Genomic DNA, 24,977 nt, shown 5'->3' on the forward strand with positions numbered 1-24,977 from the left:
TCGTGTAGCCGCATGTCCGATGACACGGGCATGCGGCCGCCCATCACACACTGACGCGCAGCACTTCTTCGATTGTGGTGAGCCCCTGAACGACCTTCGACCAACCGTCCTCACGTAGCGGGACCATGCCCTGCGAGAGCGCGAGCTGGCGCATCTCGTTGCCAGTGGCCCGAAGCACGACCTGCTGTTCGATCTCTTCGGTCACGGCCATGACCTCATGCAGGCCCACGCGACCGCGGTACCCCGTGTTCGAGCACGACTGGCAGCCACCCGCCCGATAGATGGTGGGCAGGTCGTGCGGGTCGTGCGGGAACCCCAGATGTTGGAGCACCTCGGAGGGTTCGACGTAGGCGACGCGGCATCGCGTGCACAGCTTGCGTGCGAGGCGTTGGCCGACGACCGCCGTGAGCGCGGTAGCCACGAGGAACGGTTCGGCGCCGATTTCGGTGAGACGTGTGAGCGCGCTGGGCGCGTCGTTCGTGTGCAGTGTCGAGAGCACGAGGTGGCCCGTGAGGGCAGACTCGATCGAGATGATCGCGGTCTCATTGTCACGGATCTCGCCGACGAGTATGACGTCCGGGTCGCTGCGCAGTATCGAGCGCAGTGCCGAGCTGAACGTCAGGCCCGCCTTGTTGTTGACCTGCACCTGGTTGATGCCCGGGATGCGGTACTCCACCGGGTCTTCCACGGTGATGACATTGATCCGCGGGTTCGCGACCTCGCGCAGGGCGGTGTACAGAGTCGTCGACTTGCCCGAGCCTGTGGGGCCGGTGACCAGCACCATGCCGTGAGGGCGGCTGATCGCGGCGCGGAACCGCGCGTCGTTGCCCGACGACATCCGCAGGTCGGACATCGCCATCGCCTGGCCCGAGTTGTCGAGGATGCGCATGACGATCTTCTCGCCCCACACCGTCGGCAGAGTGGCGACACGGAGGTCGATCTGGCGACCCTCGTGCAGGATCGACAGGCGACCGTCCTGCGGACGCCGCCTTTCGGCGATGTCGATCTGCGACATGATCTTCAGCCGAGAGATGACGCCGTCCTGGATGCCACGGTCGGCCCGCTGCATCTCGTGCAGTACCCCGTCGATGCGGTAGCGGACGGTGAGCTGCTGCTCTCCGGGCTCGACGTGGATGTCACTGGCGCGGTCGTTGACAGCCTGCGTGATGAGCAGGTTCACGAAACGCACGATGGGTGCGTCGACATCCTGGTCGTCGAGTGACTCGGTGAACGAGTCTATGCTCGCCGTCGCGGTCTCCTCCAGCGCCACGGAGAGTTCGCTGAGCTCCTCGTCGGAGCGGAGATAGCGCTCGAACGCCTGCTTCAGCGCATCTGCGGCGACGACCACCGGCTCGACGACGAGGTCGGTGGCGCTGGCGATGTCGTCGAGGGCGAAGATGTTCGTCGGGTCCACGGTCGCCACGGTCAGACGCCCGCGGCGAAGCTCGATCGGCAGCACCTGGTACCTGCGGCAGAGTGAACCTGACACGAGCGCCACGATCGTCGGATCGAGTGTCGCGCCGGTGAGGTCGACGTATTGGTGGCCGGTGTGCACGGCGATCGCCTCGGCAAGCTGCGCCTCCGATACCAACCCCTGAGCGACCAATACGCGATGCATCTCAGGTGTATCGCCATGCTCGCCGAGCGCGGCCGACATTTCCGTGGCACGGATTGCTCCAGTGAGCACGAGTGTTTGAGCGAGTCCTCGCACGGTGATCCCCATTTCCCCAGGAGATTCCCCAATCTCCGAGCATCATCTTAGTGTGCCTGAGAGTCTCGAGACGAGACTGTGGGGAGTTGCCAAGTGAGGGAATGTCACCGATCGGCCGCAGAATCGCCGCGACGCACAACCGCCGAAACTGAGCCTGGATAGGGTGAGTCAATGGGCAATCTGATTGCGGTCGTCACGGCCTGGGCGCTGCGGCTCAAGCCGGTGCGCGCCTTCTTGCACTACATCGAGCACCGTGGCCCGATCCTGGCGGACAGCATCACCTACCGCACGCTGTTCTCGGTGTTCGCCGGCGTGCTGCTCGGTTTCTCGCTCGCGGGGCTGTGGCTGGTCGGCAACCCCGTTGCGTGGCAGGCGCTCATCGATGCCGTGAACGCCGCGATCCCGGGGCTGATCGGTGAAGACGGCATCATCGACCCCAGAGACATCCAAGCGCCGACGGGACTGACGATCGCCACCGTGCTGTCACTGATCGGTCTCGTCGGCGCTGCCATCGGCGCGATCGGATCGCTGCGCACCGCTTTGCGCATGCTCGCCGACCGCGTGCACGACGATGTCTTCTGGGTGTGGGTGATCCTGCGCAACCTGTTGCTCGCGGTGATCATCGGCGGTGGGTTCGTCGTCTCTGCTGCAGCCACGTTCTTGGGAACGACGTTCGTCGGGGTGGTGCTCGATGCGCTCGGCATCAGCAACGATCAGTTCACCGACTTCGCGACGCGCAGCGTCTCGGTCGTCGTCGTACTGATCCTCGACACTGTGCTGGTCGCTCTGCTGTTCCGGATGCTGTCGGGTCTACGTCCCTCGGCACGTGTGCTGTGGCCGGGAGCCATCCTGGGAGGCCTGGGCCTGACCGTGCTGCAGCAGCTATCGGGGTTGTTCGTCGGTGGAGCCTCCGCCAACCCGCTGCTGACGTCGTTCGCCGCGCTGATAGCCCTGCTGCTGTGGCTGAACCTGTCGGCGCAGGTCATCCTCATCGCGGCCTCGTACATCGTGATCGGCGTCGCTGAAGAGACCGATCGCGTGCGCGAGCGCTTCGGCGCGTCCACCTTCACCCAGCGGCGACTCAAGCAGGCCGAGACGGCTGTGCGGGTCGCGACCGACGAGCTGCGCGACGCACGCGCCGACGAGAAGCGTGAACGCGAGGACGCGCGGCGCGCAGCGGCGAAGAAGAGCTCCCAGGCCTGAGTCGGCTAGCGGGCGTACCGCTCCACGAAGGTGCGCAGCATCCGACTCGCGTGCTCCACGGGCTCGGTGTGCACCGACTCGAGCGTCAGCTCCAGCTCCCCGGCGCCGAAGTAGCCGTGGTCGGCGTAGGCGTGGATGCGCGTCGTGATGCCGTCGACGTCGAGCTCGGGGTGGAACTGGGTCGCGTAGACGTTGTGGCCGACGCGGAACATCTGCACCGGACAGGCGGGGGATGACGCGAGCAGCACCGCCGACGGCGGCAGCGCGGTGATGGCCTCCTTGTGTCCGACGAACGCAGCGAACCGCCGCGGCATCCCGAGCAGCAGCGGATCATAGATCCCGGCGTCGGTGAGGGTGACGGGCACGACGCTGATCGGCTCCGGGTAGGTGCGATCGATCACGGCGCCCTGGTGGGAGCCCAGCGTGCCGATGCCGTAACAGGCGCCGAAGAAGGGGAAGTCGCGGCGCACGACACGGTCGAGGAGCGTGCCGAACTCGGCCTCGACCCGGTGCTGCACGGCGGACTTCTTCTCCGGCGGATCCGACGCGTTGAACGGCCCGCCGCCGACGAAGATGCCGGAGATCTCGTCGAGGTCGAACCGCGGCATCGGGAAGGCCTCGAGCCGGACGCGCACGAGCTCGGCCTCGGTCAGCCCGGTCGCGCGGAGGAACAGGTCGTACTCCTCATCGGCGGGGCCGTCCTCGGCCCGCGTGGCCAGCAGCACGAACGGTTTCACGGGACCAGCGTACGGGTGACTACGACGCGTACGTGACGAGGCCGAGCTCGACGGGGGAGACGAGCTGCGAGTGGGCAGGCACGGCGCGGACGGTGTACCCGAACGTGCCCGTCACGGTCAGTGGCAGCGTGCACGAGAACGTCGTGATGCCGTCCACGGCCGGCCCTGCGGGCGCGAGCCGGTGCACCGAGTGGTCGGCGGCGAGGTCGTCGTCCTCATCCGTGCGGCCGTACGCGAGTTCGACGGCGACGTCGTCGGGCGAGAGCCCGTCGAGTCGCACACTCGCGCGCACCTCGAGCGTGTCGCCCGCCTGCGCCTGCTGGGGGATGCCGGAGCTGTCGACGCTTTCGATGTGCACCGCCGGCCAGGACGCCTTCACCCGGGTGATGAACGCGGCGAGGGCCTTCGCCTCAGCGAACCCGTCCGCCCGCAGCGCGGCGTCGTGCTCGGATGCCGGCACGTACAGCCGCGTGACGTAGTCGCGCACCATGCGGTCGCTCGTGGCCTTCTGCCCCAGCGTCGTCATCGTGTGCCGCACCATCGCGAGCCAGGCCAGCGGGATGCCGCCCTCGCGCTCATAGAACTTCGGCACCAACTGGTGCTCGATGAGGTCGTACAGCGCCGCCGACTCAACATCGTCGCGCTCCTCGTCGCCCGACGCGGTGTCGGCCGTCGGAATCGCCCAGCCGTTCTCGCCGTCGTACCACTCGTCCCACCAGCCGTCGAGGATCGACAGGTTCAGCACGCCGTTCAGCGCCGCCTTCATCCCGCTCGTGCCGCACGCCTCGAGCGGACGGAGCGGGTTGTTCAGCCACACGTCGCAGCCCGGGTACAGGGTCTTGGCGAGCGTGATGTCGTAGTCGGGCAGGAACACGATGCGCCCCCGCACCTTCGGATCGCGGCTGAAGCGCACCAGCTCCTGGATCAGGATCTTGCCCGAGTCATCCGCCGGGTGCGACTTGCCGCCGATCACGATCTGTACCGGACGCTCCGGGTCTGTCAGCAGTCGCGTCAGCCGCTCCGGGTCGCGCAGCATGAGGGTCAGGCGCTTGTACGTCGGCACGCGGCGGGCGAAGCCGATCGTGAGCACCTCGGGGTCGAGCAGGTCGTCGATCCACGCGGGTGCGCGTCCCGACAGTTCGACGGCGGATGCCGCGACCCGGCGTCGCGCCTCGGCCACCATCTCGCTCTTCATCAGGGACCGCACGCCCCACAGCTCGCCGTCGCTGACGGCCGCGGCATCCGTCCAATCGTGCGTGTCGGTGTAGGCGTCGCCGAAGGCCCGCTCACTGACGGCCTTCAGGGCGGGGTGCACCCAGGTCGGCGCGTGCACGCCGTTCGTGATCGAGGTGATCGGCACCTCGTCCGTGTCGATGCCCGGCCAGAGCATCCCGAACATGCCGCGGCTGACCTCGCCGTGCAGCTGGGAGACGCCGTTCGCGTGCTGGCCGAGGTGCAGGCCCAGCACCGCCATGTTGAAGGTGCCGTGGTCGCCGCCCTCCCACTCCTCGAGTCCGAGGGCGAGGGCGCGCTCGGAGTCGAGCCCGGCGAACAGTCCGCTCGCGAGGTAGGACGCGATGAGATCGCGCGGGAACCGGTCGATGCCGGCCGGCACCGGGGTGTGGGTCGTGAAGACCGTCGAGGCGCGCACCTGGGCGAGGGCCTCGTCGAACCCCAGTCCCTGCTGCGTGATGAGCTCCGAAATCCGCTCCAGGCCCTGGAATCCGGCGTGGCCCTCGTTGGTGTGGTACACCTCAGGGGTGCTGCGACCGGTGATCGCGCAGTACGCCCGCACCGCGCGCACGCCGCCGACGCCGAGCAGCAGCTCCTGGAGCAGACGGTGCTCGCCGCCGCCGCCGTAGAGGCGGTCGGTGACGCGGCGCATCTCCTCGGTGTTGGACGGTGTCGCGGAATCGAGCAGCAGAAGCGGGATGCGGCCGATGTCCGCGACCCAGATGCGCGCGGCGAGGTGCCGGTCGCCGGGGAGGGCGAGCGAGATCTCGACCGGGGCACCGGTGTCGTCCCGCAGCAGGGTCAGGCCGAGGCCGTACGGATCCAGCAGCGGATAGCTCTCGCGCTGCCACCCGTCGTCGCCGATCGACTGCCGGAAGTAGCCGGCGCGGTAGAAGAGCCCGACGCCGGTGAGCGGCACGCCCAGGTCGCTGGCGCTCTTCAGGTGATCGCCGGCCAGGATGCCGAGACCGCCGGAGTACTGGGGGAGCGAGCCGTCCACCCCGAACTCGGGGGAGAAGTAGGCGATGCCGGTCGGCTTGTCGCCCTGGAGCTGCTGGAACCACCGGTCGCCGGTGAGGTAGGCGCTGAGGCGGTCGTCCTCCTCGCGCACCCGGGCGACGAAGTCGGCGTCGTGCGCGAGTTCGTCGAGCCTCTGCTGGCCGATCGCTCCCAGCATCCGTGCCGGGTTCTCGCCGATCTCGCTCCACTGCTGCGGATCCATCGACGCGAACAGCGCGTGCGTGGAGCGGCTCCACGACCAGCGCCAATTGGAGGCGAGTCGGTCCAGCGGAGCCAGCGGCGCGGCGAGGACGGGGCGGACGGTGAACGTTCGGATGGCCTTCACGGTGCGATTCTAAGCGCACGAACTGCAAACGCTTGCACAACGAACGGTGACCACGGCGTGCCGGTCGTGCGGCAGGATCGGAGCATGACTGACAGCCGTTCCCGTACGTTCGATTGGGCCGATCCGGCCGAAGCCCTCGCGCAGACCCGCAGTGCGGAGACCGGGCTCCAGGCTCTGCGCGGCATGATCGACGGACTGATCCCGCCGCCGCCGATCGCCCAGATGATGGGCTTCACCCTGGTCGAGGTCGAAGAGGGACGCGCGGTGTTCGAATGCACCCCCGCAGAGTTCCACTACAACCCGATCGGTGCGGTGCACGGCGGCCTCGCCTGCACACTGCTGGACTCGGCCCTCGGGTGCGCGGGCCACACCATCCTCCCCGGCGGCATCGGCTACACCTCGGTCGATCTGAACGTGCGGTATCTGCGGCCGATCACGCACGCGTCGGGTCTGTTGCGCGCGACCGGTCGGGTGGTCAAGGGCGGACGCCGGGTCATCTTCACCGAGGGCGAGCTGACGGATGCCGCGGGCACGGTCCTCGCGACGGCGACCTCGTCGCTGCTCGTTCTCGGCCCCACGGGCTGACCCGATCGGCCGCGTTCGAGGCCGGGGCGGGTCGCCGGGTTTATGGTGAACTATGGCTATCGCGCGTCTGCACGGCGGACCCCTCGACGGGCAGCTCCTGCCGCTGGATAACTCCGACCTCGACCGACTCATCGTCCCCTACAGCGAGACCCAGGTGGTCTACGCGCGGAGGGGAGCTCTCGAGCGCACCGGGACGACCGACGGCCCCACCGAGGCCGAGTTCTGGTTCGTCGAGGCGGAGGACGACATCGTCCCCTCGTCCGACGACTAGACGTGAGCGCCACCGACCACGACCCGGCGGCACCGGGTGAGCCCACGCGCTCGCTCGAGATCGAGCTGAAGTTCGACGCCGACGACGACACGCCGCTGCCCGACCTCGCCGGGCTGCCCGGCGTGGCGTCGCTCGGCGCCGCCGAGCAGCGCGACCTCGACGCCCGGTACCTCGACACCGCCGAGTTCGCCCTCGCCGGTGCTGGCTACGCGCTGCGGCGCCGCACCGGCGGCGGAGACGCCGGCTGGCACATCAAGGGTCCGCGCATCGGCGGCGGCCGCGTCGAACTGGGCTGGCCTCTCGGCGACGACGACACCGTGCCCGCCGTCATCGTCGCGGAACTGGCAGCGGTGACGGATGCCCCGTTCCAGCCCATCGCGCGGATCCGCAACGCCCGGACGGCGTACGCGCTGCTCGACGCCGAAGGCGGGCAGGTCGCCGAGTTCGTCGATGACCGTGTCACCGCGACCGACGAGCGCACCGGCGTGGAGCGGACCTGGCGGGAGTGGGAGATCGAGCTCGGACCCGCCGCACCGGCCGACCCGCGGGAGTTCTTCGCGGCAGTCGAGCACGCTGTGCTGGCCGCCGGCGGCAGAGCCGCGGCATCCGCATCGAAACTCGCCCGCGCCCTCGGCTACTGACGCTTCGTCTCGCTCGGCTCACGTTCGGGTCGTCGGGCTTCGCTCGCTCGTTTCGCGGCGACTACATCCCATGCGTCGTGTGTGCCGCCGGTCGTTCCGGTCGGGGATAACCACTGGGTCGGATCGGTCTGGCCCGATTCTTCCGACCGGACGGCTTTCTCCGACGTTGTGGTGGGGACGAGCGGATGCCGCGACCGCGCTGGTGGCCGGACCGCCGGTGCCGAGGCTGTGGTAGCCGTGTCCGCAGACCGCGCATCCTCTGCATCCCCCGGTCGGGGATAGCCACAAGGTCGGATCGGTTTCGGCGTGGCTCGTCCGACAGGGTGGTTTTCTCCGACGTTGTGGTGAGCGACGGGATGCCGCGACCGCGCCTGTCGCCGTGGTTGCGCCAGTTGCCGCACTGCCTCATGCCGCGGTCCGAGTCCGAGTCCGGTCGCGGGTGCGATCTTCCGTCGGCCCTGGAACCGCACATCCCCAGTCGGGGATAGCCACAAGGTCGGATCGGTTTCGGCGTGGCTCGTCCGACAGGGTTGTTTTCTCCGACGTCGTGGTGAGCGACGAGCGGATGCCGCGCCCGCCCGCAACGCTCCGTAACCCGCCGCCCCGCAACCCTCCGCCCCGCAACGCCCCGCGCCGACCCGCAACGCCCCGCCACCCGCCGCAGTGGCCGCACCACAAAGCAGAAGCGCCCCGCCATCGCTGGGATGTCGGGGCGCTTCTGCGTTCGCAGCGTGAGCTACATGTTGATCATGTGGCCGGCGAGGCCGTGGAAGGCCTCCTGCACGGCTTCGGACAGCGTCGGGTGCGTGTGCACGTTGCGGGCCGCTTCGAGGGCCGTGAGGTCCCACTTCTGCGCGAGCGTGAGCTCGGGGAGCAGCTCGGAGACGTCGGGGCCGATCAGGTGGCCACCGAGCAGCTCGAGGTGCTCGCCGTCGGCGATGAGCTTGACGAAGCCGATGGGCTCGCCGAGGCCGTTCGCCTTGCCGTTCGCGCTGAACGGGAACTTCGCGACCTTGACGTCGTAGCCGGCGTCGCGCGCCTGCTGCTCGGTGAGTCCGAACGAGGCGACCTGCGGCGAGCAGAACGTCGCGCGGGGCATCATCCGGTAGTCGCCCAGCGTCTGGGTCTCGGCCTTGCCGATGGTCTCGGCGGCCACGACGCCCTGCGCCTCGGCCACGTGGGCGAGCTGCAGCTTGGCCGTGACGTCGCCGATGGCGTAGATGCCGGGGACGTTGGTGCGCATGTAGTCGTCGATGTCGATCGCACCGCGGTCGGTGAGCTTCACGCCGGTGTTCTCCAGGCCGAAGCCCTCGACGTTCGCGGCGAAGCCGATCGACATGAGCACCTTGTCGGCCTCGATCGACGCGGGCGCGCCGTCCTTGGGCGTGTAGGTGACGGTGACCTTGTCGCCCGAGTCCACGACGGTCTCGACCTTGGTGGAGGTGAGGATGTCGACGCCGTACTTCTTGTACTGGCGCGCGATCTCCTTGGAGACGTCGACGTCCTCGTTCGGGAGCGCCCGGTCGAGGAACTCGATGATCGTGACCTTGACGCCGTAGTTGACCATGACGAAGGCGAACTCCATGCCGATCGCGCCGGCACCGACGATGACGATCGAGCGCGGCAGCTCGCGCGTGAGGATCTGCTCCTCGTACGTCACGACGTTGTCGCTCAGCGTGACGCCGGGAAGCAGGCGCACCTTGGAGCCGGTCGAGATGATCGCGTTGTCGAAGGTGAGCTGCTCGGTGGAGCCGTCGGCCTTCGCGACGGTGATCGTGTGCGCGTCCACGAACGAACCGCGACCCTCGTACTCGGTCACCTTGTTCTTCTTCATGAGGAAGTGGATGCCCTTGACATGCGTCTCGGCCACCGTGCGGCTGCGGTCCCACGCGGTGCCGAAGTCGAACGTCACGTCACCGGAGATGCCGAACAGCTCGGCCTGGTGGTGGAAGACGTGGGCCAGGTCGGCGTTGCGCAGGAGTGCCTTCGAGGGGATGCACCCGACGTTCAGGCACACACCGCCCCAGTACTTCTCCTCGATGATGGCGACCGAGAGGCCGAGCTGAGCGCTGCGGACGGCTGCGACGTACCCGCCGGGGCCCGCGCCGAGAATGACGACATCGTAGTGAGGCATGGTTAAAAGCCTATCGCTCGGCGGGGGGCTCGGAACCGGTCGGGGGAGTCCCCGGAGAGGCTGTTCCCGCACCGTCCGGTGCCCCATCGGCGGAGTCGATCGCAGACCCGTCGACCGCACCGCCGGCCAGCGCCTTCTCACGGCGTGCGCGCGAGACGAGGAGGTAGACCACAGCGCCGCCGAGGCCCACGATGAGGATGCCGCCGATCACCCAGGGCCACACGTCGGAGAACGACGAGGGCTCGTCGGCGGGCGGCGAGACGAGGGATTCCTGCGGCGACGGTGATTCGCTCGGCGTCGTCTCCTGGTTCGGGGTCGCGGAGGGGCTCTCCGACGCCGTCGGGGAGGGCGCGGCGGTCACGGTGAACGTGAACTCCCCCGAGATCGGGTGGCCGTCGCTGGAGACCGTGCGCCACAGGACCGTGACCGCGCCGGAGGCGGTGCCGGTCAGGGTCTGGGTGATGACGTTGTCCGTCACGATCGGAGCGCCGTCGGTGAGGGCGGTGCCCGCGGCATCCGTCGCCTGCACTTCGCTCGCGCCCGCTTCGCCCAACAGCTGTCCGCTGAAGGTGAGGGTCAGCTGCTCCGGGAGCGCCTCGACCGACGAGTCGGCGGCGGGGTCCGTCGAGAGCAGCTCGTCGTGCGCGCTGGCGGGCGCGGCGGCGAGCAGGAGCGAACCGGCGGTCAGAGCGGCGGCGGCGGCCGTCGCAGCCAGGATCCGGCGGAAGGATGCGGGGGAGGAGGTCGAGGTGTTCATCTCCTCCAGCCTAGGCCGGGTGCCGAAAATGACGGCCGTGTGAAATCCCGCTGAGGATCGCGCGGACCTCGTGACGGGAGCCCTCGCGCGGAGTAACGTTCGAAACGGCGGGAGAACTGCCCGCTGCCCCCGACGGAAGCGGTGCGCACGATGGACTCGATGATGATGGACATGATGTCCAAGGACATGATGTCGACCCCCGGCATGAAGACGATGGACATGGCCCTGCTGCAGGCCTGTATGGACGCCTGCTCGGCCTGCGAGCAGGCATGCACGGTCTGCTCGACGCAGATGATGTCGTGCGCGCCCGCGTGCATGAACTGCGCCGACATGTGCAACACGATGATGCGATCGATGATGCGGATGCAGGGGATGACCCCCGCGAGCATGATGGCGATGCTCAACGCCTGCATCGCGATGTGTCAGACGTGCATGGACGAGTGCATGGAGCACGCGGACATGAGCGAGATCTGCAAGATGTGCGCTCAGGCGTGCCAGGCCTGCATGGACGCCTGCATGGCGGTCAAGGACTCCATGATGATGGCGTGACCCGCCGCGGCCTCAGCCGAGCAGGACGTTGAACCACCGTGCACCGACGGCGAGCACGTGGTAGCGCTCATGGAGCGCGACCGGCGCGCCCGGGAGCAGCTGCGCCCCGGCGCCGTCGCCGTTCCAGACCTCGACGAGCGAGGCATCCGCGACGGTCCGCAGTGTGACGGATGCGGCGTCGACTGACTCGACGATCGCGTCCACCCACTCCGACGGCGTGGCAGAGACGAGCCGCGTCTGGATCAGATGCAGCGCGTGACCCGGCGCGAACGTGGAGCAGGACTCGCCGTGGACGCACATGCACGCCGCACGCTCACGCACCGGAACGGGCGGGATGTGGCTGTGCGGGCTCGACACGACGTGTCTCCTGTCAGTAGGTTCGAATACCCGACAGGCTAGGCGGAACGCCGAGCCGCGGGTAGGACGACGACACACGCCGAAACATGCGCGGGGCGCGATCCGATCGCAGATCGACTGTTTCTGCGACCGATCGATCGGATAGTCTGGACGTCGACCAGGAGGGGTACATCGTGGAGCAAGACCGCCAACGCGAGCCGGACGAGATCCGGCGGGGCGCCGATGCGGGGAACTCCGATGGAGCCACCGATACGACGCAGACCTTCGGACACGACTCCGATCTGTCGTTCGTGCCCTTCGGCAGCGACCTGAGCGAGGCCGAGATCGAAGCGATCGGCGCACTGCCGACCCGTTCCGCCCTGCTGATCGTGCGCTCCGGCCCGACCGCCGGTGCCCGCTACCTGCTCGACACCGACGTCACCACGGTGGGCCGGCATCCCGAGGCGGACATCTTCTTCGACGACGTCACGGTCTCCCGTCGTCACGCCGAGATCACGCGGGATGCCACGTCCTTCGAGATCGTCGACCAGCGCTCGCTCAACGGCACGTATGTCAACGGCGAGCGGGTCGACCGCGCGACGCTGATCAACGGCTCCGAGGTGCGCATCGGCAAGTTCCGTCTCAACTTCTTCGTCTCCCCGGCAGACCTGCCGTTGACCACTGACGGTTGATGCCGGCCGTACAAGCCCGCGAACGTTCATCGTCTGCGGCTCTTCTGAGCATCGGTCAGGTGCTGGCGCGACTGAGTCCCGAGTTCCCGTCGCTGACCTCGAGCAAGCTGCGCTTCCTCGAGGTGCAGGGCATCGTGACGCCCGTGCGCACCGAGTCCGGCTACCGCAAGTTCTCCCAGGACGACCTGGAGCGGCTGCGGCTGGCCCTCACGCTGCAGCGCGACCACTACCTCCCGCTCGTCGTGATCCGCGAGTACCTCGAGGACGTCGACGCGGGGCGCAACCCCGCTCCGCCGACCGCGGTGCCCTCGATCGTGCCCGCGCCGCGGCGCTACCGTCGCGCCGAGCTGCTGTCGGCGGCCGGAGCGTCCCCGCAGCTGCTGAACGACGCGATCAGCACCGGCGTGCTGGTGGCCACCGACGCCTACACCGACCAGTCCGTCGCGATCCTGCGGGCGCTGGTCGCCCTGGATCGGCACGGCATCGAACCGCGCCACGTACGCACTCTGCGCCAGAGCGCCGAGCGCGAGGTCGCGCTGATCGAGTCCGCCATCACAGCCCTGCTGCGACGTCCGGACGCGGCATCCCGGGCCAAGGCCAGCGAGATCGGACCGGAGCTCGCCGCGCGCCTCGACGAGGTGCGCTCCATCTACGTGCGTGCCGCGATCGAGCGTCTCGTCTCCTGATTCCGGCGCGTCGCGCGACACGCCGAACCCGACACGCGGATGTCGTTGCCCGGGGGCCTCGGCTGATCTAACTTTGAAGTACAACCCGAACCTTTGAGGAGGAAGCGCATGACCGCTCCTGAAACAGCGGGCGAGCACTCGTTCGCCGCTGACCTCCTCTTCACCGACGGCTTGCCCGAAATGGATGACGAGGTCGGGTACCGGGGAGCAGTCGCCGCGCGCGCCGCCGGCATCACGTACCGCCAGCTGGACTACTGGGCTCGCACCGAGCTCGTGGAGCCCACCGTCCGTGGGGCCAGCGGCTCCGGATCGCAGCGGATGTACGGCTTCCGCGACATCCTCGTGCTGAAGCTCGTCAAGCGCCTGCTCGACACCGGTATCTCGCTGCAGCAGATCCGCACCGCCGTCGAGCAGCTGCGCGCCGCCGGCATCCGCGATCTCGCGGGCACGACTCTCATGAGCGACGGTGCGTCGGTCTACCTCTGCACCTCGAACGACGAGGTCATCGACCTCGTGAGCCGCGGTCAGGGCGTCTTCGGGATCGCGGTGGGCAAGGTCCTCCGCGAGGTCGAATCCACGCTCGTGGACTTCGACGCGCAGACGCTCGAGGCGCTGGACGAACTCGCGGCGCGCCGCGCCGTCCGCTCGGCCTGACGCGCCTCAGTACGCGCGCGACATCGTGGCCTGATCGGCCCCGGTTGCGCTGTCCGCCCCGGCGATGCTCAGCGCCTGCGCCAGGTCGGCGATGAGATCCTCCGTGGCCTCCAGGCCGATGGAGAGCCGCACGAGCGCCTCCGACGGCTTCGCCTCGCTCTGTACCGGACGGTGCGTGAGCGCCGCCGGGTGCTGGATGAGCGAGTCGACGCTGCCGAGCGACACCGCGTGCGTGAACAGCTCCACCGCGGAAGTCAGAGCGGATGCCGCGGCGAACCCGCCGGCCAGCTCGATGGAGATCATCGCGCCCGGGCCGTCCTGCTGAGTGCCGATGAGCCCGTGCGGATCGCCCGTGGGCGGACCGGGGTAGTGCACCGCGACCACTTCGGGCCGGGTCGTGAGCCACTCCGCGATGATCTGCGCGCTGGCCTGCTGCGCGCGGACTCGGAGGGGCAGCGTCGCCAGGCCCCGGTGCAGCAGGTAGGCGGCGAGCGGATGCAGGATCGCCCCCGTGATAGCCCGGGTGCGGCGCAGCGCGGCTGCGGTGCGGGCGTCGCAGGCCGCCACACCGCCCACGACGTCACCATGGCCGCCGAGGTACTTCGTGGCGCTGTGCAGCGACATCGCCGCGCCGAGGTCGAGTGGGCGCTGCAGCACGGGCGTGGCAAACGTGTTGTCGACGACGACCGGCACATCGCCGGCGGCCGCGACGACGGCGCGGATGTCGACGAGCTCCAGCGTCGGGTTCGCGGGCGATTCGAGGATGACCAGCCCGGTGTCGGGTCGGACTGACGCGGCGACGCCGTCAGGCGTGCAGAACGTCGCCTCGACGCCGGTGAGTCCGGACGCGAGGAGGTGATCGGTGCCGCCGTACAGCGGCCGCACGGCCACGACGTGACGTTTCCCGCTCTCGCCGAGGGAGAGCAGCACGGCCGTGATCGCCGCCATGCCGGAGGAGAACGCGACGGCCTCCTCGGCGTGCTCGAGCCGGGCGATCGCGGTCTCGAAGCGAGCGACCGTGGGGTTCCACAGTCGCGCGTAGACGTGGGAGCCGCCCTCGAGCGGGAGCCCGCCGGTGGCGAGGACCTCGTACGACAGCCCGCCGGTCTCGATATCGGGCAGGGGATTGGTCGACGAGAGGTCGAGGGGGAGGGCATGCACGCCGAGGCTCGTGAGGTCTTCGCGGCCGGCGTGGACGGCAAGGCTATCGGGATGCAGCGTCCTCGGTGTCATGCCGTTATAGTCGGCGATACCGCAACAATGTGCAAGCAGATCTGGGCATCAATGGGTCACAAGACCTGAAATGCCGAAGAATCCGCAAGGAGGGGCATCCGGATGTCGGAACCGTCGAAGAATCCGCAACGCGCCCCGGCGCCGCTCGACGGCACCGACCGGGCGATCCTCGCCGCGCTCATGATCGACGGGCGGATGTCCAATGCCGCCCTCGCCGCGCGCGTCGGGGTGGCCGAGTCGACCTGCGCCTATCGGGTCAAGGGTCTGCGCGATTCCGGTGTCATCGCCCGCATCGCCGCCGAGCTCGATCTCGCCGCGGTGGGACGACCGATCCAGGCCCTCATCCGGGTGCATCTGTCCAGCCACAGCCGTCCGCACATCGACGAGCTGTTCGATCGCCTCGTCGCCATCCCCGGCGCGCTGTCGGTCGCACACGTGGCCGGCGACAACGACTTCCACCTGCAGGTCGCCGTCGCGAGCCCGGAGCGGCTGCGCGATCTGATCCTGCAGCACATCACGAGCCATCCGGCCGTCACCAAGACCGAGACGCAGCTTGTGTTCGAGGTGCGGCAGGGGACAGGCGTGCTCGGCCCGCTGTAACGGACCGGGTGCGGCTACGCCGTGGTCTCGCCCGGGACCGGGATGCGTCCGGTGCGCATGACGCGATCCAGCAGGGCGTCGAAGTCGGCTGCGAGCTCCTGCGCGGAGTCGCCGGGCCAGATGTGCAGCGGCTTGGCCGCACCCTGAGCCTGCTGCAGCGACGTGCGCTCGGGCAGCTGCGGCGACAGCACGAGCGGCCCGAACATGTCGCGCAGCTCCTTGATGCGGAACTGGTGCTCGATCGACTGCGGGCGTACGCGGTTCACGACGATGCCGAGGGGCTGCAGGCGGGGGGAGAGGCCGCGGCGGATCTCCTCGATCGCCCGCAGGGCGCGATCGGCGGCGGCGACGGAGAAGAGTCCGGGCTCGGTGACGACGATGACGCGGTCTGATGCCGCCCAGGCCGTGCGGGTCAGGGCGTTCAGCGACGGCGCGCAGTCGATGAGCACGAGGTCGTAGTCGGCCTCGATGGTCGCGAGCGCCTCTTCCATCTTCCAGACGTCCCGGACGCTGGGATGTGGCCCGTCGAAGTTGATGGCGGATGGACTGCCGATCATCACATCGATCGTGCCGGGGTGGACCTTGGCCCATCCGCTGGAGGTGATCGCCTGACGGACGACCTTCTCCTTCGGATTGGCCAGGACATCGGCGACATTGAGGCGGCCTGCGACTTGGATATCCATCCCCGTCGAGACGTCGGACTGGGGATCGAGGTCGACGACGAGGGTTCGGACACCGCGCGCAAAAGCGGCAGAGGCGAGCCCCAAGGTCACGGTCGTCTTACCGACCCCGCCCTTCAGCGAGCTGACGGAGAGTACGTGCACAAGCGTCTACGTTACCGTCCCCTAGGCTGAGAGCACACTCTGCCTGACGCTTGGCCCCCCAATGAGGTGTGCATGTTCCGCAAGATTCTTGTTGCCAACCGTGGTGAGATCGCGATTCGCGCCTTCCGCGCCGCGTTCGAACTGGGAGCCCGCACTGTTGCGGTCTACCCATATGAGGACCGCAACTCCCTGCATCGTCTGAAGGCCGACGAGGCCTACCTGATCGGCGAGCGCGGGCATCCGGTGCGCGCCTATCTGAACGTGGATGAGATCATCCGTGTGGCCAAGGAGGCCGGCGCGGACGCGATCTACCCCGGCTACGGATTCCTCTCCGAGAACCCCGAACTCGCCGAGCAGGCGGCCGCCAACGGCATCGCGTTCATCGGCCCGCCCTCGTCCGTGCTCGAGATGGCCGGCAACAAGGTCACCGCCAAGCACCACGCCATCGCAGCAGGGGTTCCCGTGCTGCGCTCGACCGAGGCATCCGACGACATCGATGCCCTCGTCGCGCAGGCGGAGGACATCGGCTTCCCCCTCTTCGCCAAGGCCGTCGCCGGCGGCGGCGGACGCGGGATGCGGCGTGTCGAGACTCTCGGCGACCTCGCACCGGCTCTGGCCGAGGCGATGCGCGAGGCCGGGAGCGCCTTCGGTGATTCGCGCATGTTCCTCGAGCAGGCTGTGCTGCGTCCGCGTCACGTCGAGGTGCAGATCCTCGCTGACGGCGCCGGCGCGACCGTGCACCTGTTCGAGCGCGACTGCTCGGTGCAGCGCCGCCACCAGAAGGTCATCGAGATCGCGCCCGCGCCGAACCTCGACCCCGACACCCGCGACGCCCTGCACCGCCACGCCGTCGCGTTCGCGCAGTCGATCGGCTACCAGAACGCCGGCACCGTGGAGTTCCTCCTCGAGACGGCCGGTCCGCGCACCGGCGAGATCGTCTTCATCGAGATGAACCCGCGCATCCAGGTCGAGCACACCGTGACCGAAGAAGTCACCGATGTCGACCTCGTCCAGTCGCAGATGCGGATCGCCGCCGGCGCGACCCTCGCCGAGCTCGGACTGCTGCAGGACCAGATCCACCTCCGCGGTGCCGCGCTGCAGTGCCGCATCACGACCGAGGACCCGACGCAGGGCTTCCGCCCCGACACGGGCAAGATCACGACGTACCGCTCACCCGGCGGCGCCGGTATCCGCCTGGACGGCGGCACCACCGCGGCGGGGTCGCAGGTCAGTCCGCACTTCGACTCGATGCTCGCCAAGCTCACCTGCCGTGCCCGTGATTTCCCGGCCGCGGTCAGCCGTGCCCGTCGCGCGCTGGCCGAGTTCCGCATCCGCGGCGTCTCCACGAACATCCCGTTCCTGCAGGCAGTCCTGGATGACGCCGACTTCGTCGCCGGCGACCTGAGCACGTCGTTCATCGACGAGCGCCCGGAGTTGCTGCGCGGTCGCGAGTCGAAGGACCGCGGCACCAAGATGCTGAACTGGCTCGTGGACGTCACCGTCAACAAGCCCAACGGCGAGAACCCGCTTCACGGCGACCCGCGTGCGAAGCTCCCCGCGATCGATCTGACCACGCCCGCGCCGGACGGGTCGCGCCAGCGCCTGCTCGAGCTCGGTCCCGTGGGATTCGCCAAGGCGCTGCGCGAGCAGACGGCCCTCGCCGTCACCGACACCACGTTCCGCGATGCCCACCAGTCGCTGCTGGCCACGCGTGTGCGCACGAAGGACCTCGTCGCCGTCGCCCCGTACGTGGCCCGGCTCTCGCCGCAGCTGCTGTCCGTGGAGGCCTGGGGCGGTGCGACCTACGACGTCGCGCTCCGCTTCCTCGGCGAGGACCCGTGGGAGCGCCTCGATCGATTGCGTGAATCGCTGCCGAACATCGCGATCCAGATGCTGCTGCGCGGCCGCAACACCGTCGGATACACGCCGTACCCGACGGAGGTGACCGACGCCTTCGTGCGCGAGGCCGCCGCCAGCGGCATCGACATCTTCCGCATCTTCGACGCCCTCAACGACGTGTCGCAGATGCGCCCGGCGATCGACTCCGTGCTGAACACCGGCACCGCGGTCGCCGAGGTCGCCCTCTGCTACACCGGTGATCTCCTCAACCCGGCCGAGAACCTCTACACGCTGGACTACTACCTGCGTCTCGCCGAGCAGATGGTCGACGCCGGCGCGCACATCCTCGCGATCAAGGACATGGCGGGCCTGCTGCGCCCGGCCGCGGCATCCCGTCTCGTCACGGCCCTGCGCGACCGCTTCGACGTCCCCGTGCACGTGCACACGCACGACACCGCCGGCGGACAGCTCGCGACCCTGCTCGCCGCCAGCGCCGCCGGTGCGGACGCCGTCGACGTCGCCGCCGCGCCCCTGGCCGGCACCACCAGCCAGCCGTCGCTGTCGGGCCTCGTCGCGGCGTTGGCGCACACCGAGCGCGACACCGGTATCGATCTGGGGGCGGTCTCCGACCTCGAGCCGTACTGGGAGTCCGTGCGCCACCTGTACGGGCCGTTCGAGTCTGGCCTGCCCGGGCCGACAGGTCGCGTCTACCGTCACGAGATCCCGGGCGGGCAGCTGTCCAACCTGCGCCAGCAGGCGATCGCGCTCGGCCTCGCGGAGGACTTCGAACTCATCGAGGACATGTACGCCGCGGCGGACCGCATCCTCGGGCGTGTGCCGAAGGTGACGCCGTCTTCGAAGGTCGTCGGCGACCTGGCGCTGCACCTCGCCGCGGTCAAGGCCGACCCGGCCGACTTCGAGGCCAACCCGCACAAGTACGACGTGCCCGATTCGGTCGTCGGCTTCATGGCGGGGGAGCTGGGTGACCTGCCCGGTGGATGGCCCGAGCCGTTCCGCAGCAAGGTCCTGGCCGGTCGCGACGTCAAGATCGACGTGACGCCGCTGACCGCTGACGAGTCCGCGGCGCTGGAATCGGATGCCACGTCCCGCCGCGCGATGCTCAACCACCTGCTCTTCCCCGTGCCGACCCAGTCGTACCAGCAGGTGCGCGAGGTGTACGGCGACCTGAGCAAGCTCGACACCGTCGACTACCTGTACGGCCTCGTGTCCGGCTCGGAGCACGTCGTGGAGATCGAGCGCGGCGTGCAGCTGTTCGTCGGGCTCGAAGCGATCGGCGAGGCCGACGACAAGGGCATGCGCACGGTCATGACCACGCTGAACGGACAATTGCGCCCGGTCTTCGCCCGGGATCGCAGCATCCAGGTCGAATCGCGCCAGGTGGAGAAGGCCGACACCAGCAAGCCGGGGCAGGTCGCGGCACCTTTCTCGGGCGTCGTGACGCTGAAAGCGGTCGTCGGCGAGACCGTCGCGGCCGGTCAGCCAGTGGCGTCGATCGAAGCGATGAAGATGGAAGCGGCCATCACTTCGCCCGTCGACGGGGTCGTCGAGCGGGTCGCGATCGCCGAGACGCAGCAAGTGGATGCCGGAGACCTTTTGGTCGTCGTCCGTCCGGCGCATTAGCCTGAGGGGTGGGCATCTGCGCCCACCCCTTGTTTTGGAGAACTGCTGTGACGCCCGATCGCACCGAACACACGCCTGACGACGACCATGAGAACGGCGTGCTCTCCCACACGGAAAGCATCGACACCTCCGGACTGGGTATCCTCGGCGGCGCGACCGCACAGGTCAGCGTCGAGCTGCCCGTGCACTCCGACGACGACGACTTCGTCGACGATGACGTCATCGACGACGAGGTGTCGCTCGAATCGATCGAGGCGCACCTCGCCGACGAGGACGACGCTGCGGCCGACGTCGAGCCGGCTGAGGACGAGGCTGAGGCTGAGGTCGTGGACGAGGCTGACGTCGAGGGAGAAGTTGCCGAGGCCGAGGTCGAATTCGTGGAGGAGTTCACCGGGGAGATCGATGTGGAGGTCGAGGCACCCGCTGCCGAGGCATCCGTCGACGAAGTGATCGTGGAGGAAGTCGTGGAGGACAACGCTCCCATCGACGGCGGCGAGGATGCCGCGCCCGTCGAGACCGCACCGGTCGAGGAGATCGACCGGATCGATGCGTTCGACGCGCTCGTGCGCGGCGGCATCGCCGCCACCGAGGAGGCCGCCGCTGCCGCTGCAGCCGCTGCCGAAGCCCCGCACGTCGCGCCCGCCGCTACCGCTGCGGCCGCCGCAGCCGCTCCGATGGCTCCGCCTGCGCCGGTAGTTCCGGCTGCGCCGGTGGCTCCTGCCGCTCCGGCGAGCGAACCCCGCACCACGACGGGCTCGACGCCGGCCACACGGTGGGAGGCCCAGCACCCCGAAGAGACCGACCGCCCCGATCGCCAGCACTCGGTCGAGCGCATCCAGCCGCGCGTGGATGTCACGCTCACCTCGAAGCGCCTCGGCGAGTTCGAGGCCGGCCGCGAGACGTCCGACCTGCTGACCCCCGACCGCCTGCTGGATCCCAGCCACGTGGTGCACCCCGAGCCCGAGGGGCTGTGGCAGCACCTGCTGTACTCGGTCTCCGGTAAGCGCATCAACCTCGGCGACGGCAAGCGCGCCCGCAGCCGCAAGGAGCTCGACCGTCGTATCGCGGTGCCCCTGACCGGAGGTGCGCGGTTCGTGCCCGTGCTCTCCCGCAAGGGCGGCGTCGGAAAGACCACCGTGACGACCCTGCTCGGGATGGCGCTGGCCGACGCCCGCGACGACCGCATCATCGCGATCGACGCGAACCCCGACCGCGGAACCCTCGCCGAGCGCATCACCAAGCTCAACGGCAAGACGATCCGCGACCTGGTGCGCGCCCGCGGCGAGGTCACCGGCTACAACGACATCTCGACCATCGTCGGTCGCGACGACACCCGCCTGGACGTGCTGGCATCGGACACCGATCCCCGCGTGTCCGAAGCGCTCAACGACCGCGACTATCACGACGTCGCCACGCTCGCCGCGCACTACTACTCGATCGTGCTCACCGATACCGGAACCGGCATCGTGCACTCGGTCATGGGTGCGACCCTCGACGTCGCCGACGAGCTCGTGATCGTGTCGGGGCTCAGCGTCGACGAGGCGCGTCTCGCGTCCGAGACACTCACATGGCTGGAGACCAACGGCTACGCCGAGCAGGTCCGCAACGCGGTGGTCGTCCTGAACAGCGCCCGCCCGGGCGCACCGCTGGTCCGTCAGGACGAGCTCGAGGCGCACTTCCAAACCCGTGTTCGGGCCGTGGTGCGCATGCCATACGACCCGCTGATCGCCGCGGGCAGCACGATCACGTTCCGCGACCTGCAGCCCGCCACGCGCCTGGCGGCACGTGAGCTGGCGGCATCGGTCATCGAGGGCCTGCGCGCCCTTGCCCCGGCGGCCTGAGTCATGCCGGTTCGTCCCATCCGTCTCTTCGGCGACCCCGTCCTTCGCGCCACCAGCGCGCCGATCGATGAGATCGACGACGGCGTCCGTGCCCTCGTGCGCGACCTGGTCGACACGGTCGAGCTGCCTGGTCGTGCCGGCGTCGCGGCGCCGCAGATCGGCGTCGGCCTGCGCGCGTTCAGCTACAACATCGACGGCGACATCGGATACATCCTGAACCCGGTCCTGACCGAAGTCTCAGGCGAGCCCGAACCGGTCGGCGAGGGCTGCCTGTCCGTGCCCGGACTGTGGCACGACGCGATCCGCTACCCGCGGGCGAAGGTCGTCGGCACGGACCTGGACGGAAACGAGATCGTGCTCGAGGGGGAGGGTCTGCTCGCCCAAGCCCTGCAGCACGAGACCGACCACCTCGACGGCAAGCTCTACCTCGACCGGCTCCCGGCCGAGACGCGGCGCCTCGCGATGCGCGAGGTGCGCGAGTCCGACTGGTTCTGACGCTCGCACGAGAACGGCCCCGGGAGAATCTCCCGGGGCCGTTCTCGTACGTCGCGCCTTACGGCAGCGAGACGTTCGTGGTGTTGACGGGAACGGCGTAGAGGTCTTCGACCTCGGTGGCGAAGTCGTCCATGATCACGTTGCGCTTGATGCTCATCTTCGGCGTGAGGTGGCCGCTGGCCTCGGTCCACTCGGTCGCGAGGATCGTGAACTTGCGGACCGACTCGGCACGCGAGACGTGCTTGTTCGCGATGTCGATGGCCCGCTGCACCTCGGCGTTGACGGCCTCGTTGGTCGCCGCATCCGCCAGCGACATGTCCGCCGGAAGATCGTTGTTCGCGAGCCACGTGGGCAGCATCTCGGGGTCGAGGGTGATCAGCGCCGAGATGAACGGCTTCTGGTCGCCGACGACGACGACCTGGCCGATGATCGGGTTGGCGCGGATCGGGTCCTCCAGGGCGGCCGGAGCGACGTTCTTGCCGCCCGCAGTGACCAGGATCTCCTTCTTGCGACCGGTGATGGTGAGGAAGCCCTCGTCATCGAACGAGCCGATGTCGCCGGTGACGAACCAGTCGCCGTCGAACGAGGCGGCCGTCGCCTCCGGGTTGCGCCAGTACTCCTTGAAGACGTTGATGCCGCGCACCGCGATCTCGCCGTCGTCGGACAGCCGGACGCCGACACCGGGCAGCACGGGACCGACGGTGCCGATCTTCGACTTGGTGGCGAGGTTGACGGTCGCCGGAGCCGTGGTCTCGGTGAGGCCGTAGCCCTCCAGGATCACGATGCCGAGGCTGTGGAAGAAGTGTCCGAGACGCTCGCCGAGCGGAGCCGAGCCCGAGACCGCGTACTGCACGCGGCCACCCATGGCGGCACGGAGCTTGCTGTAGACCAGCTTGTCGAAGAGCCCGAACTTGATCTTCATGCCCAGGGGGATCTTCTTGCCGTCCTGCAGCAGCTTGGAGTGCTCGACCGCCGTGTGGGCCGCCGCGCGGAAGATCTTGCCCTTGCCGCCGGCCTCGGCCTTCTGCTCGGACGAGTTGTACACCTTCTCGAACACGCGGGGGACCGCGAGCAGGAAGGTCGGCTTGAAGGAGCCGAGCGCGGGGAGCAGGAACTTCGTGTCGGGCTGGTGCCCCGTCTTGACTCCGGAGTGGATGGTCAGGACCGAGATGAAACGGGCGAAGATGTGCGCGGTGGTGATGAACAGCAGCGTCGAGGCGTTCGGCACGGTAAGCACCTCGCTGAGCGCCACCGATGAGTTGCGGGTCAGCTCGACGAAATTGCTGTGCGTGAGCACGCACCCCTTGGGACGCCCCGTGGAGCCGGACGTGTAGATCAGGGTCGCGATGTCGGCGCCGTTGGCCAGGTTGCGGCGGCGCTCGATCTCCTCGTCGGAGACCGACGCGCCCTCTGCGACGAGCTTGTCGAGGTCGCCGTCGTTCATCGACCACACGGAGCGCAGCAGGGGCAGCTCGGCACGGACCTCGTTGAGACGAGCGGCGTGGTCGGTCGACTCGGTGATGCAGGCGATCGCGCCGGAGTCGGACAGGTTCCATTGGATCTGCGCGGGCGAACTGGTCTCGTAGATGGGCACCATCACCGCACCGGCGAAGAACAGCGCGAAGTCGACGAGCGTCCAGTCGTACGTCGTGCGCGCGATGAATCCGATCTTGTCGCCGGGCTCGATGCCGGCCGCCGCGAAGCCCTTGGCGAGGGCGATCACCTGACGCTGGAACTCCTTGGCCGAGATGTCGCGCCATCCGTCCCCGTCGGGAACGGCGAACAATGCCAGATCAGGGGTCTTCTTCACCCGCTCGACGAGCAGATCTGTCACGTTCGCCTGCGGGTCGGCGGGCACGATCGGTGGGACTTCAAACTGAATCACGGCAGCTCCTTCGGTACCGGTCGGACTCTCCTTTGGGGGGTACCCCCCAAGTGTATCGGGTGCCCTCCGGCCCCACCCCGGGCTGTGGAAGCCCTCGCCCGGATAGACTTCACAACGCTGTGCGCGTGCACGGCCGGGAAGGACACGTGGTGCTCAAGGTCGGGATCGACATCGGTGGAACGAAGATCGCCGGAGGTGTCGTGGACGCCGATGGGCGGATCATCGAGAAGCTCCGCGTGGACACGCCGCTGGACGTCCGCGAGATCGCCGATGCGGTCGTCGACATGGCCAACCACCTCGCCGCCCACCACGATGTCGTCGCTGTCGGTGTCGCCGCGGCCGGCTTCATCGATCGCGACCGGGCCACCGTCATCCATGCCCCCAACATCGCGTGGCACAACGAGCCGCTGCGGGCGATCCTCGAGGCGCGCATCGCCGTGCCCGTCACGATCGAGAACGACGCCAACGCCGCCGGATGGGCCGAGTTCCGCTTCGGCGCCGGTCGGGACGTCGACGACATGATCATGCTGACGATGGGCACCGGCGTCGGCGGCGCCGTCATCGCGAGCGGACAGCTGTACCGCGGCGGCCACGGCATCGCGGGGGAGCTGGGGCACACCCGATTCATCCGCGACGGACGGGCCTGCGGCTGCGGACAGAACGGTTGCCTCGAGCAGTACGCATCGGGGCGCGCCCTGCAGCGCGAAGCCAACGCGGTCGCAGACGCCGGCGGGATCGGTGCAGGACTGGCCGCGTTGCGCGCCGAGACCGGCGAGCTGAAGGGCACCGCGATCTCCCGGCTGATCCTCGCCGGGGACGAAGGCGCCGTCGAGGCGCTGCGCCGCGTCGCCACTGCGCTGGGTGAGGCCTGTGGAGGATTCCAGGCCGTGCTCGACCCCGAGATGTTCGTCATCGGCGGGGGAGTCGCCCAGCTCGGCGACGACCTGCTCGAGCCGGTGCGCATTGCCTATCAGACCTCGCTGCCCGGGTACGGGGATCGTCCGATCGCCGAGTTCGCCATCGCGCAGCTCGGCAACGACGCCGGACTCATCGGAGCCGCCGACCTGGCGGTGGGAGGCGACTAG

The 24,977-nt window shown here is 68.9% G+C and carries 22 protein-coding genes; 13 read left to right on the forward strand and 9 right to left on the reverse strand.

Going from position 1 to position 24,977, the window contains the following annotated elements:
- Positions 1-43 precede the first annotated feature (43 nt).
- Positions 44-1,723 (reverse strand): ATPase, T2SS/T4P/T4SS family, encoded by a 1,680-nt coding sequence (locus ASD65_RS00345; RefSeq protein WP_082561504.1) that lies wholly within the window; start codon positions 1,721-1,723, stop codon positions 44-46.
- Positions 1,724-1,882: 159 nt separating this feature from the next.
- Between ASD65_RS00345 and ASD65_RS00350 the strand changes: the two genes are divergently transcribed.
- A complete protein-coding gene (locus ASD65_RS00350) occupies positions 1,883-2,914 on the forward strand; it encodes a YihY/virulence factor BrkB family protein (protein ID WP_056216890.1) in 1,032 nt (343 codons plus the stop codon).
- A 5-nt stretch (positions 2,915-2,919) separates the two neighbouring features.
- Here the strand turns inward: ASD65_RS00350 and ASD65_RS00355 are convergent, their stop codons facing one another.
- A complete protein-coding gene (locus tag ASD65_RS00355) occupies positions 2,920-3,651 on the reverse strand; it encodes a glutamine amidotransferase (RefSeq protein WP_056216893.1) in 732 nt (243 codons plus the stop codon).
- Between the two features lie 19 nt (positions 3,652-3,670).
- Positions 3,671-6,229, reverse strand: coding sequence for an alpha-glucan family phosphorylase (glgP, locus tag ASD65_RS00360; protein ID WP_056216896.1), 2,559 nt, complete (start codon positions 6,227-6,229; stop codon positions 3,671-3,673).
- Between the two features lie 84 nt (positions 6,230-6,313).
- Between glgP and ASD65_RS00365 the strand changes: the two genes are divergently transcribed.
- The 3 genes from ASD65_RS00365 to ASD65_RS00375 are packed head-to-tail and all read left to right on the forward strand — an operon-like array spanning position 6,314 to position 7,726.
- A complete protein-coding gene (locus ASD65_RS00365; RefSeq protein ID WP_056224315.1) occupies positions 6,314-6,814 on the forward strand; it encodes a PaaI family thioesterase in 501 nt (166 codons plus the stop codon).
- A 52-nt stretch (positions 6,815-6,866) separates the two neighbouring features.
- Positions 6,867-7,085, forward strand: coding sequence for a hypothetical protein (locus ASD65_RS00370; RefSeq protein WP_056216899.1), 219 nt, complete (start codon positions 6,867-6,869; stop codon positions 7,083-7,085).
- A gap of 2 nt (positions 7,086-7,087) precedes the next feature.
- Positions 7,088-7,726: a CYTH domain-containing protein gene (locus tag ASD65_RS00375; RefSeq protein WP_056216902.1), complete on the forward strand. Its 639-nt coding sequence runs from the start codon at positions 7,088-7,090 to the stop codon at positions 7,724-7,726.
- A 736-nt stretch (positions 7,727-8,462) separates the two neighbouring features.
- Here ASD65_RS00375 and lpdA read toward each other — a convergent pair.
- The gene (gene lpdA, locus ASD65_RS00380; RefSeq protein WP_056216905.1) at positions 8,463-9,860 is read right to left on the reverse strand and encodes a dihydrolipoyl dehydrogenase; all 1,398 of its coding nucleotides are present in this window, start codon (positions 9,858-9,860) and stop codon (positions 8,463-8,465) included.
- A gap of 10 nt (positions 9,861-9,870) precedes the next feature.
- Positions 9,871-10,617, reverse strand: coding sequence for a copper resistance CopC family protein (locus ASD65_RS00385; RefSeq protein ID WP_056216908.1), 747 nt, complete (start codon positions 10,615-10,617; stop codon positions 9,871-9,873).
- 219 nt (positions 10,618-10,836) lie between these two features.
- Between ASD65_RS00385 and ASD65_RS00390 the strand changes: the two genes are divergently transcribed.
- A complete protein-coding gene (locus ASD65_RS00390) occupies positions 10,837-11,166 on the forward strand; it encodes a hypothetical protein (protein WP_235566563.1) in 330 nt (109 codons plus the stop codon).
- A 12-nt stretch (positions 11,167-11,178) separates the two neighbouring features.
- Here ASD65_RS00390 and ASD65_RS00395 read toward each other — a convergent pair whose 3' ends face one another.
- Complete coding sequence (locus ASD65_RS00395; RefSeq protein WP_056216910.1) at positions 11,179-11,523, reverse strand: hypothetical protein; 345 nt, start codon at positions 11,521-11,523, stop codon at positions 11,179-11,181.
- A gap of 173 nt (positions 11,524-11,696) precedes the next feature.
- Between ASD65_RS00395 and ASD65_RS00400 the strand changes: the two genes are divergently transcribed.
- From ASD65_RS00400 to ASD65_RS00410, 3 genes are all read left to right on the forward strand, one after another.
- Positions 11,697-12,194 (forward strand): FHA domain-containing protein, encoded by a 498-nt coding sequence (locus ASD65_RS00400; protein WP_056224318.1) that lies wholly within the window; start codon positions 11,697-11,699, stop codon positions 12,192-12,194.
- On the forward strand, positions 12,194-12,880 hold the full coding sequence (gene ftsR, locus ASD65_RS00405; protein ID WP_056216913.1) for a transcriptional regulator FtsR: 687 nt from the start codon (positions 12,194-12,196) through the stop codon (positions 12,878-12,880). Before ASD65_RS00400 ends, ftsR begins: the two co-directional genes overlap by 1 nt.
- Before the next feature lie 108 nt (positions 12,881-12,988).
- Positions 12,989-13,534, forward strand: a complete 546-nt coding sequence (locus tag ASD65_RS00410) for a MerR family transcriptional regulator (RefSeq protein WP_056216915.1) — start codon at positions 12,989-12,991, stop codon at positions 13,532-13,534.
- Between the two features lie 6 nt (positions 13,535-13,540).
- Here ASD65_RS00410 and ASD65_RS00415 read toward each other — a convergent pair whose 3' ends face one another.
- A complete protein-coding gene (locus ASD65_RS00415) occupies positions 13,541-14,767 on the reverse strand; it encodes a trans-sulfuration enzyme family protein (RefSeq protein WP_056216918.1) in 1,227 nt (408 codons plus the stop codon).
- 102 nt (positions 14,768-14,869) lie between these two features.
- On the opposite strand from ASD65_RS00415, the gene ASD65_RS00420 reads away from it, so the two are divergent.
- Positions 14,870-15,367, forward strand: coding sequence for an Lrp/AsnC family transcriptional regulator (locus ASD65_RS00420; protein ID WP_056216921.1), 498 nt, complete (start codon positions 14,870-14,872; stop codon positions 15,365-15,367).
- A 14-nt stretch (positions 15,368-15,381) separates the two neighbouring features.
- Here ASD65_RS00420 and ASD65_RS00425 read toward each other — a convergent pair whose 3' ends face one another.
- On the reverse strand, positions 15,382-16,191 hold the full coding sequence (locus ASD65_RS00425; RefSeq protein WP_056216924.1) for a ParA family protein: 810 nt from the start codon (positions 16,189-16,191) through the stop codon (positions 15,382-15,384).
- A gap of 72 nt (positions 16,192-16,263) precedes the next feature.
- Between ASD65_RS00425 and ASD65_RS00430 the strand changes: the two genes are divergently transcribed.
- The 3 genes from ASD65_RS00430 (at position 16,264) to ASD65_RS00440 (ending at position 22,007) form a co-directional block, all read left to right on the forward strand.
- Positions 16,264-19,671 carry a pyruvate carboxylase gene (locus ASD65_RS00430; protein WP_056216925.1) on the forward strand — a complete coding sequence of 1,136 codons (3,408 nt, stop codon included), beginning with the start codon at positions 16,264-16,266 and terminating at the stop codon, positions 19,669-19,671.
- A 98-nt stretch (positions 19,672-19,769) separates the two neighbouring features.
- Positions 19,770-21,512: a MinD/ParA family ATP-binding protein gene (locus ASD65_RS00435; protein WP_235566564.1), complete on the forward strand. Its 1,743-nt coding sequence runs from the start codon at positions 19,770-19,772 to the stop codon at positions 21,510-21,512.
- A 3-nt stretch (positions 21,513-21,515) separates the two neighbouring features.
- Positions 21,516-22,007, forward strand: coding sequence for a peptide deformylase (locus ASD65_RS00440; protein ID WP_056216931.1), 492 nt, complete (start codon positions 21,516-21,518; stop codon positions 22,005-22,007).
- A 58-nt stretch (positions 22,008-22,065) separates the two neighbouring features.
- On the opposite strand, the gene ASD65_RS00445 is transcribed toward ASD65_RS00440, so the two are convergent.
- On the reverse strand, positions 22,066-23,892 hold the full coding sequence (locus tag ASD65_RS00445; RefSeq protein ID WP_056216935.1) for an AMP-dependent synthetase/ligase: 1,827 nt from the start codon (positions 23,890-23,892) through the stop codon (positions 22,066-22,068).
- Between the two features lie 149 nt (positions 23,893-24,041).
- Between ASD65_RS00445 and ASD65_RS00450 the strand changes: the two genes are divergently transcribed.
- A complete protein-coding gene (locus tag ASD65_RS00450; protein ID WP_056224320.1) occupies positions 24,042-24,977 on the forward strand; it encodes an ROK family glucokinase in 936 nt (311 codons plus the stop codon).

It is taken from the genome of Microbacterium sp. Root61, assembly GCF_001427525.1.
In the GTDB taxonomy this organism is placed as follows: Bacteria; Actinomycetota; Actinomycetes; order Actinomycetales; family Microbacteriaceae; genus Microbacterium.

Excerpts from the sequence above, each read along its gene's own strand:
- ASD65_RS00345 (WP_082561504.1), bottom strand. The coding sequence starts at position 1,723 with ATGGGGATCACCGTGCGAGGACTCGCTCAAACACTCGTGCTCACTGGA.
- ASD65_RS00350 (WP_056216890.1), top strand. The coding sequence starts at position 1,883 with ATGGGCAATCTGATTGCGGTCGTCACGGCCTGGGCGCTGCGGCTCAAG.
- ASD65_RS00365 (WP_056224315.1), top strand. The coding sequence starts at position 6,314 with ATGACTGACAGCCGTTCCCGTACGTTCGATTGGGCCGATCCGGCCGAA.
- ASD65_RS00370 (WP_056216899.1), top strand. The coding sequence starts at position 6,867 with ATGGCTATCGCGCGTCTGCACGGCGGACCCCTCGACGGGCAGCTCCTG.
- lpdA (WP_056216905.1), bottom strand. The coding sequence starts at position 9,860 with ATGCCTCACTACGATGTCGTCATTCTCGGCGCGGGCCCCGGCGGGTAC.
- ASD65_RS00385 (WP_056216908.1), bottom strand. The coding sequence starts at position 10,617 with ATGAACACCTCGACCTCCTCCCCCGCATCCTTCCGCCGGATCCTGGCT.
- ASD65_RS00390 (WP_235566563.1), top strand. The coding sequence starts at position 10,837 with ATGGCCCTGCTGCAGGCCTGTATGGACGCCTGCTCGGCCTGCGAGCAG.
- ftsR (WP_056216913.1), top strand. The coding sequence starts at position 12,194 with ATGCCGGCCGTACAAGCCCGCGAACGTTCATCGTCTGCGGCTCTTCTG.
- ASD65_RS00410 (WP_056216915.1), top strand. The coding sequence starts at position 12,989 with ATGACCGCTCCTGAAACAGCGGGCGAGCACTCGTTCGCCGCTGACCTC.
- ASD65_RS00415 (WP_056216918.1), bottom strand. The coding sequence starts at position 14,767 with ATGACACCGAGGACGCTGCATCCCGATAGCCTTGCCGTCCACGCCGGC.
- ASD65_RS00420 (WP_056216921.1), top strand. The coding sequence starts at position 14,870 with ATGTCGGAACCGTCGAAGAATCCGCAACGCGCCCCGGCGCCGCTCGAC.
- ASD65_RS00430 (WP_056216925.1), top strand. The coding sequence starts at position 16,264 with ATGTTCCGCAAGATTCTTGTTGCCAACCGTGGTGAGATCGCGATTCGC.
- ASD65_RS00440 (WP_056216931.1), top strand. The coding sequence starts at position 21,516 with ATGCCGGTTCGTCCCATCCGTCTCTTCGGCGACCCCGTCCTTCGCGCC.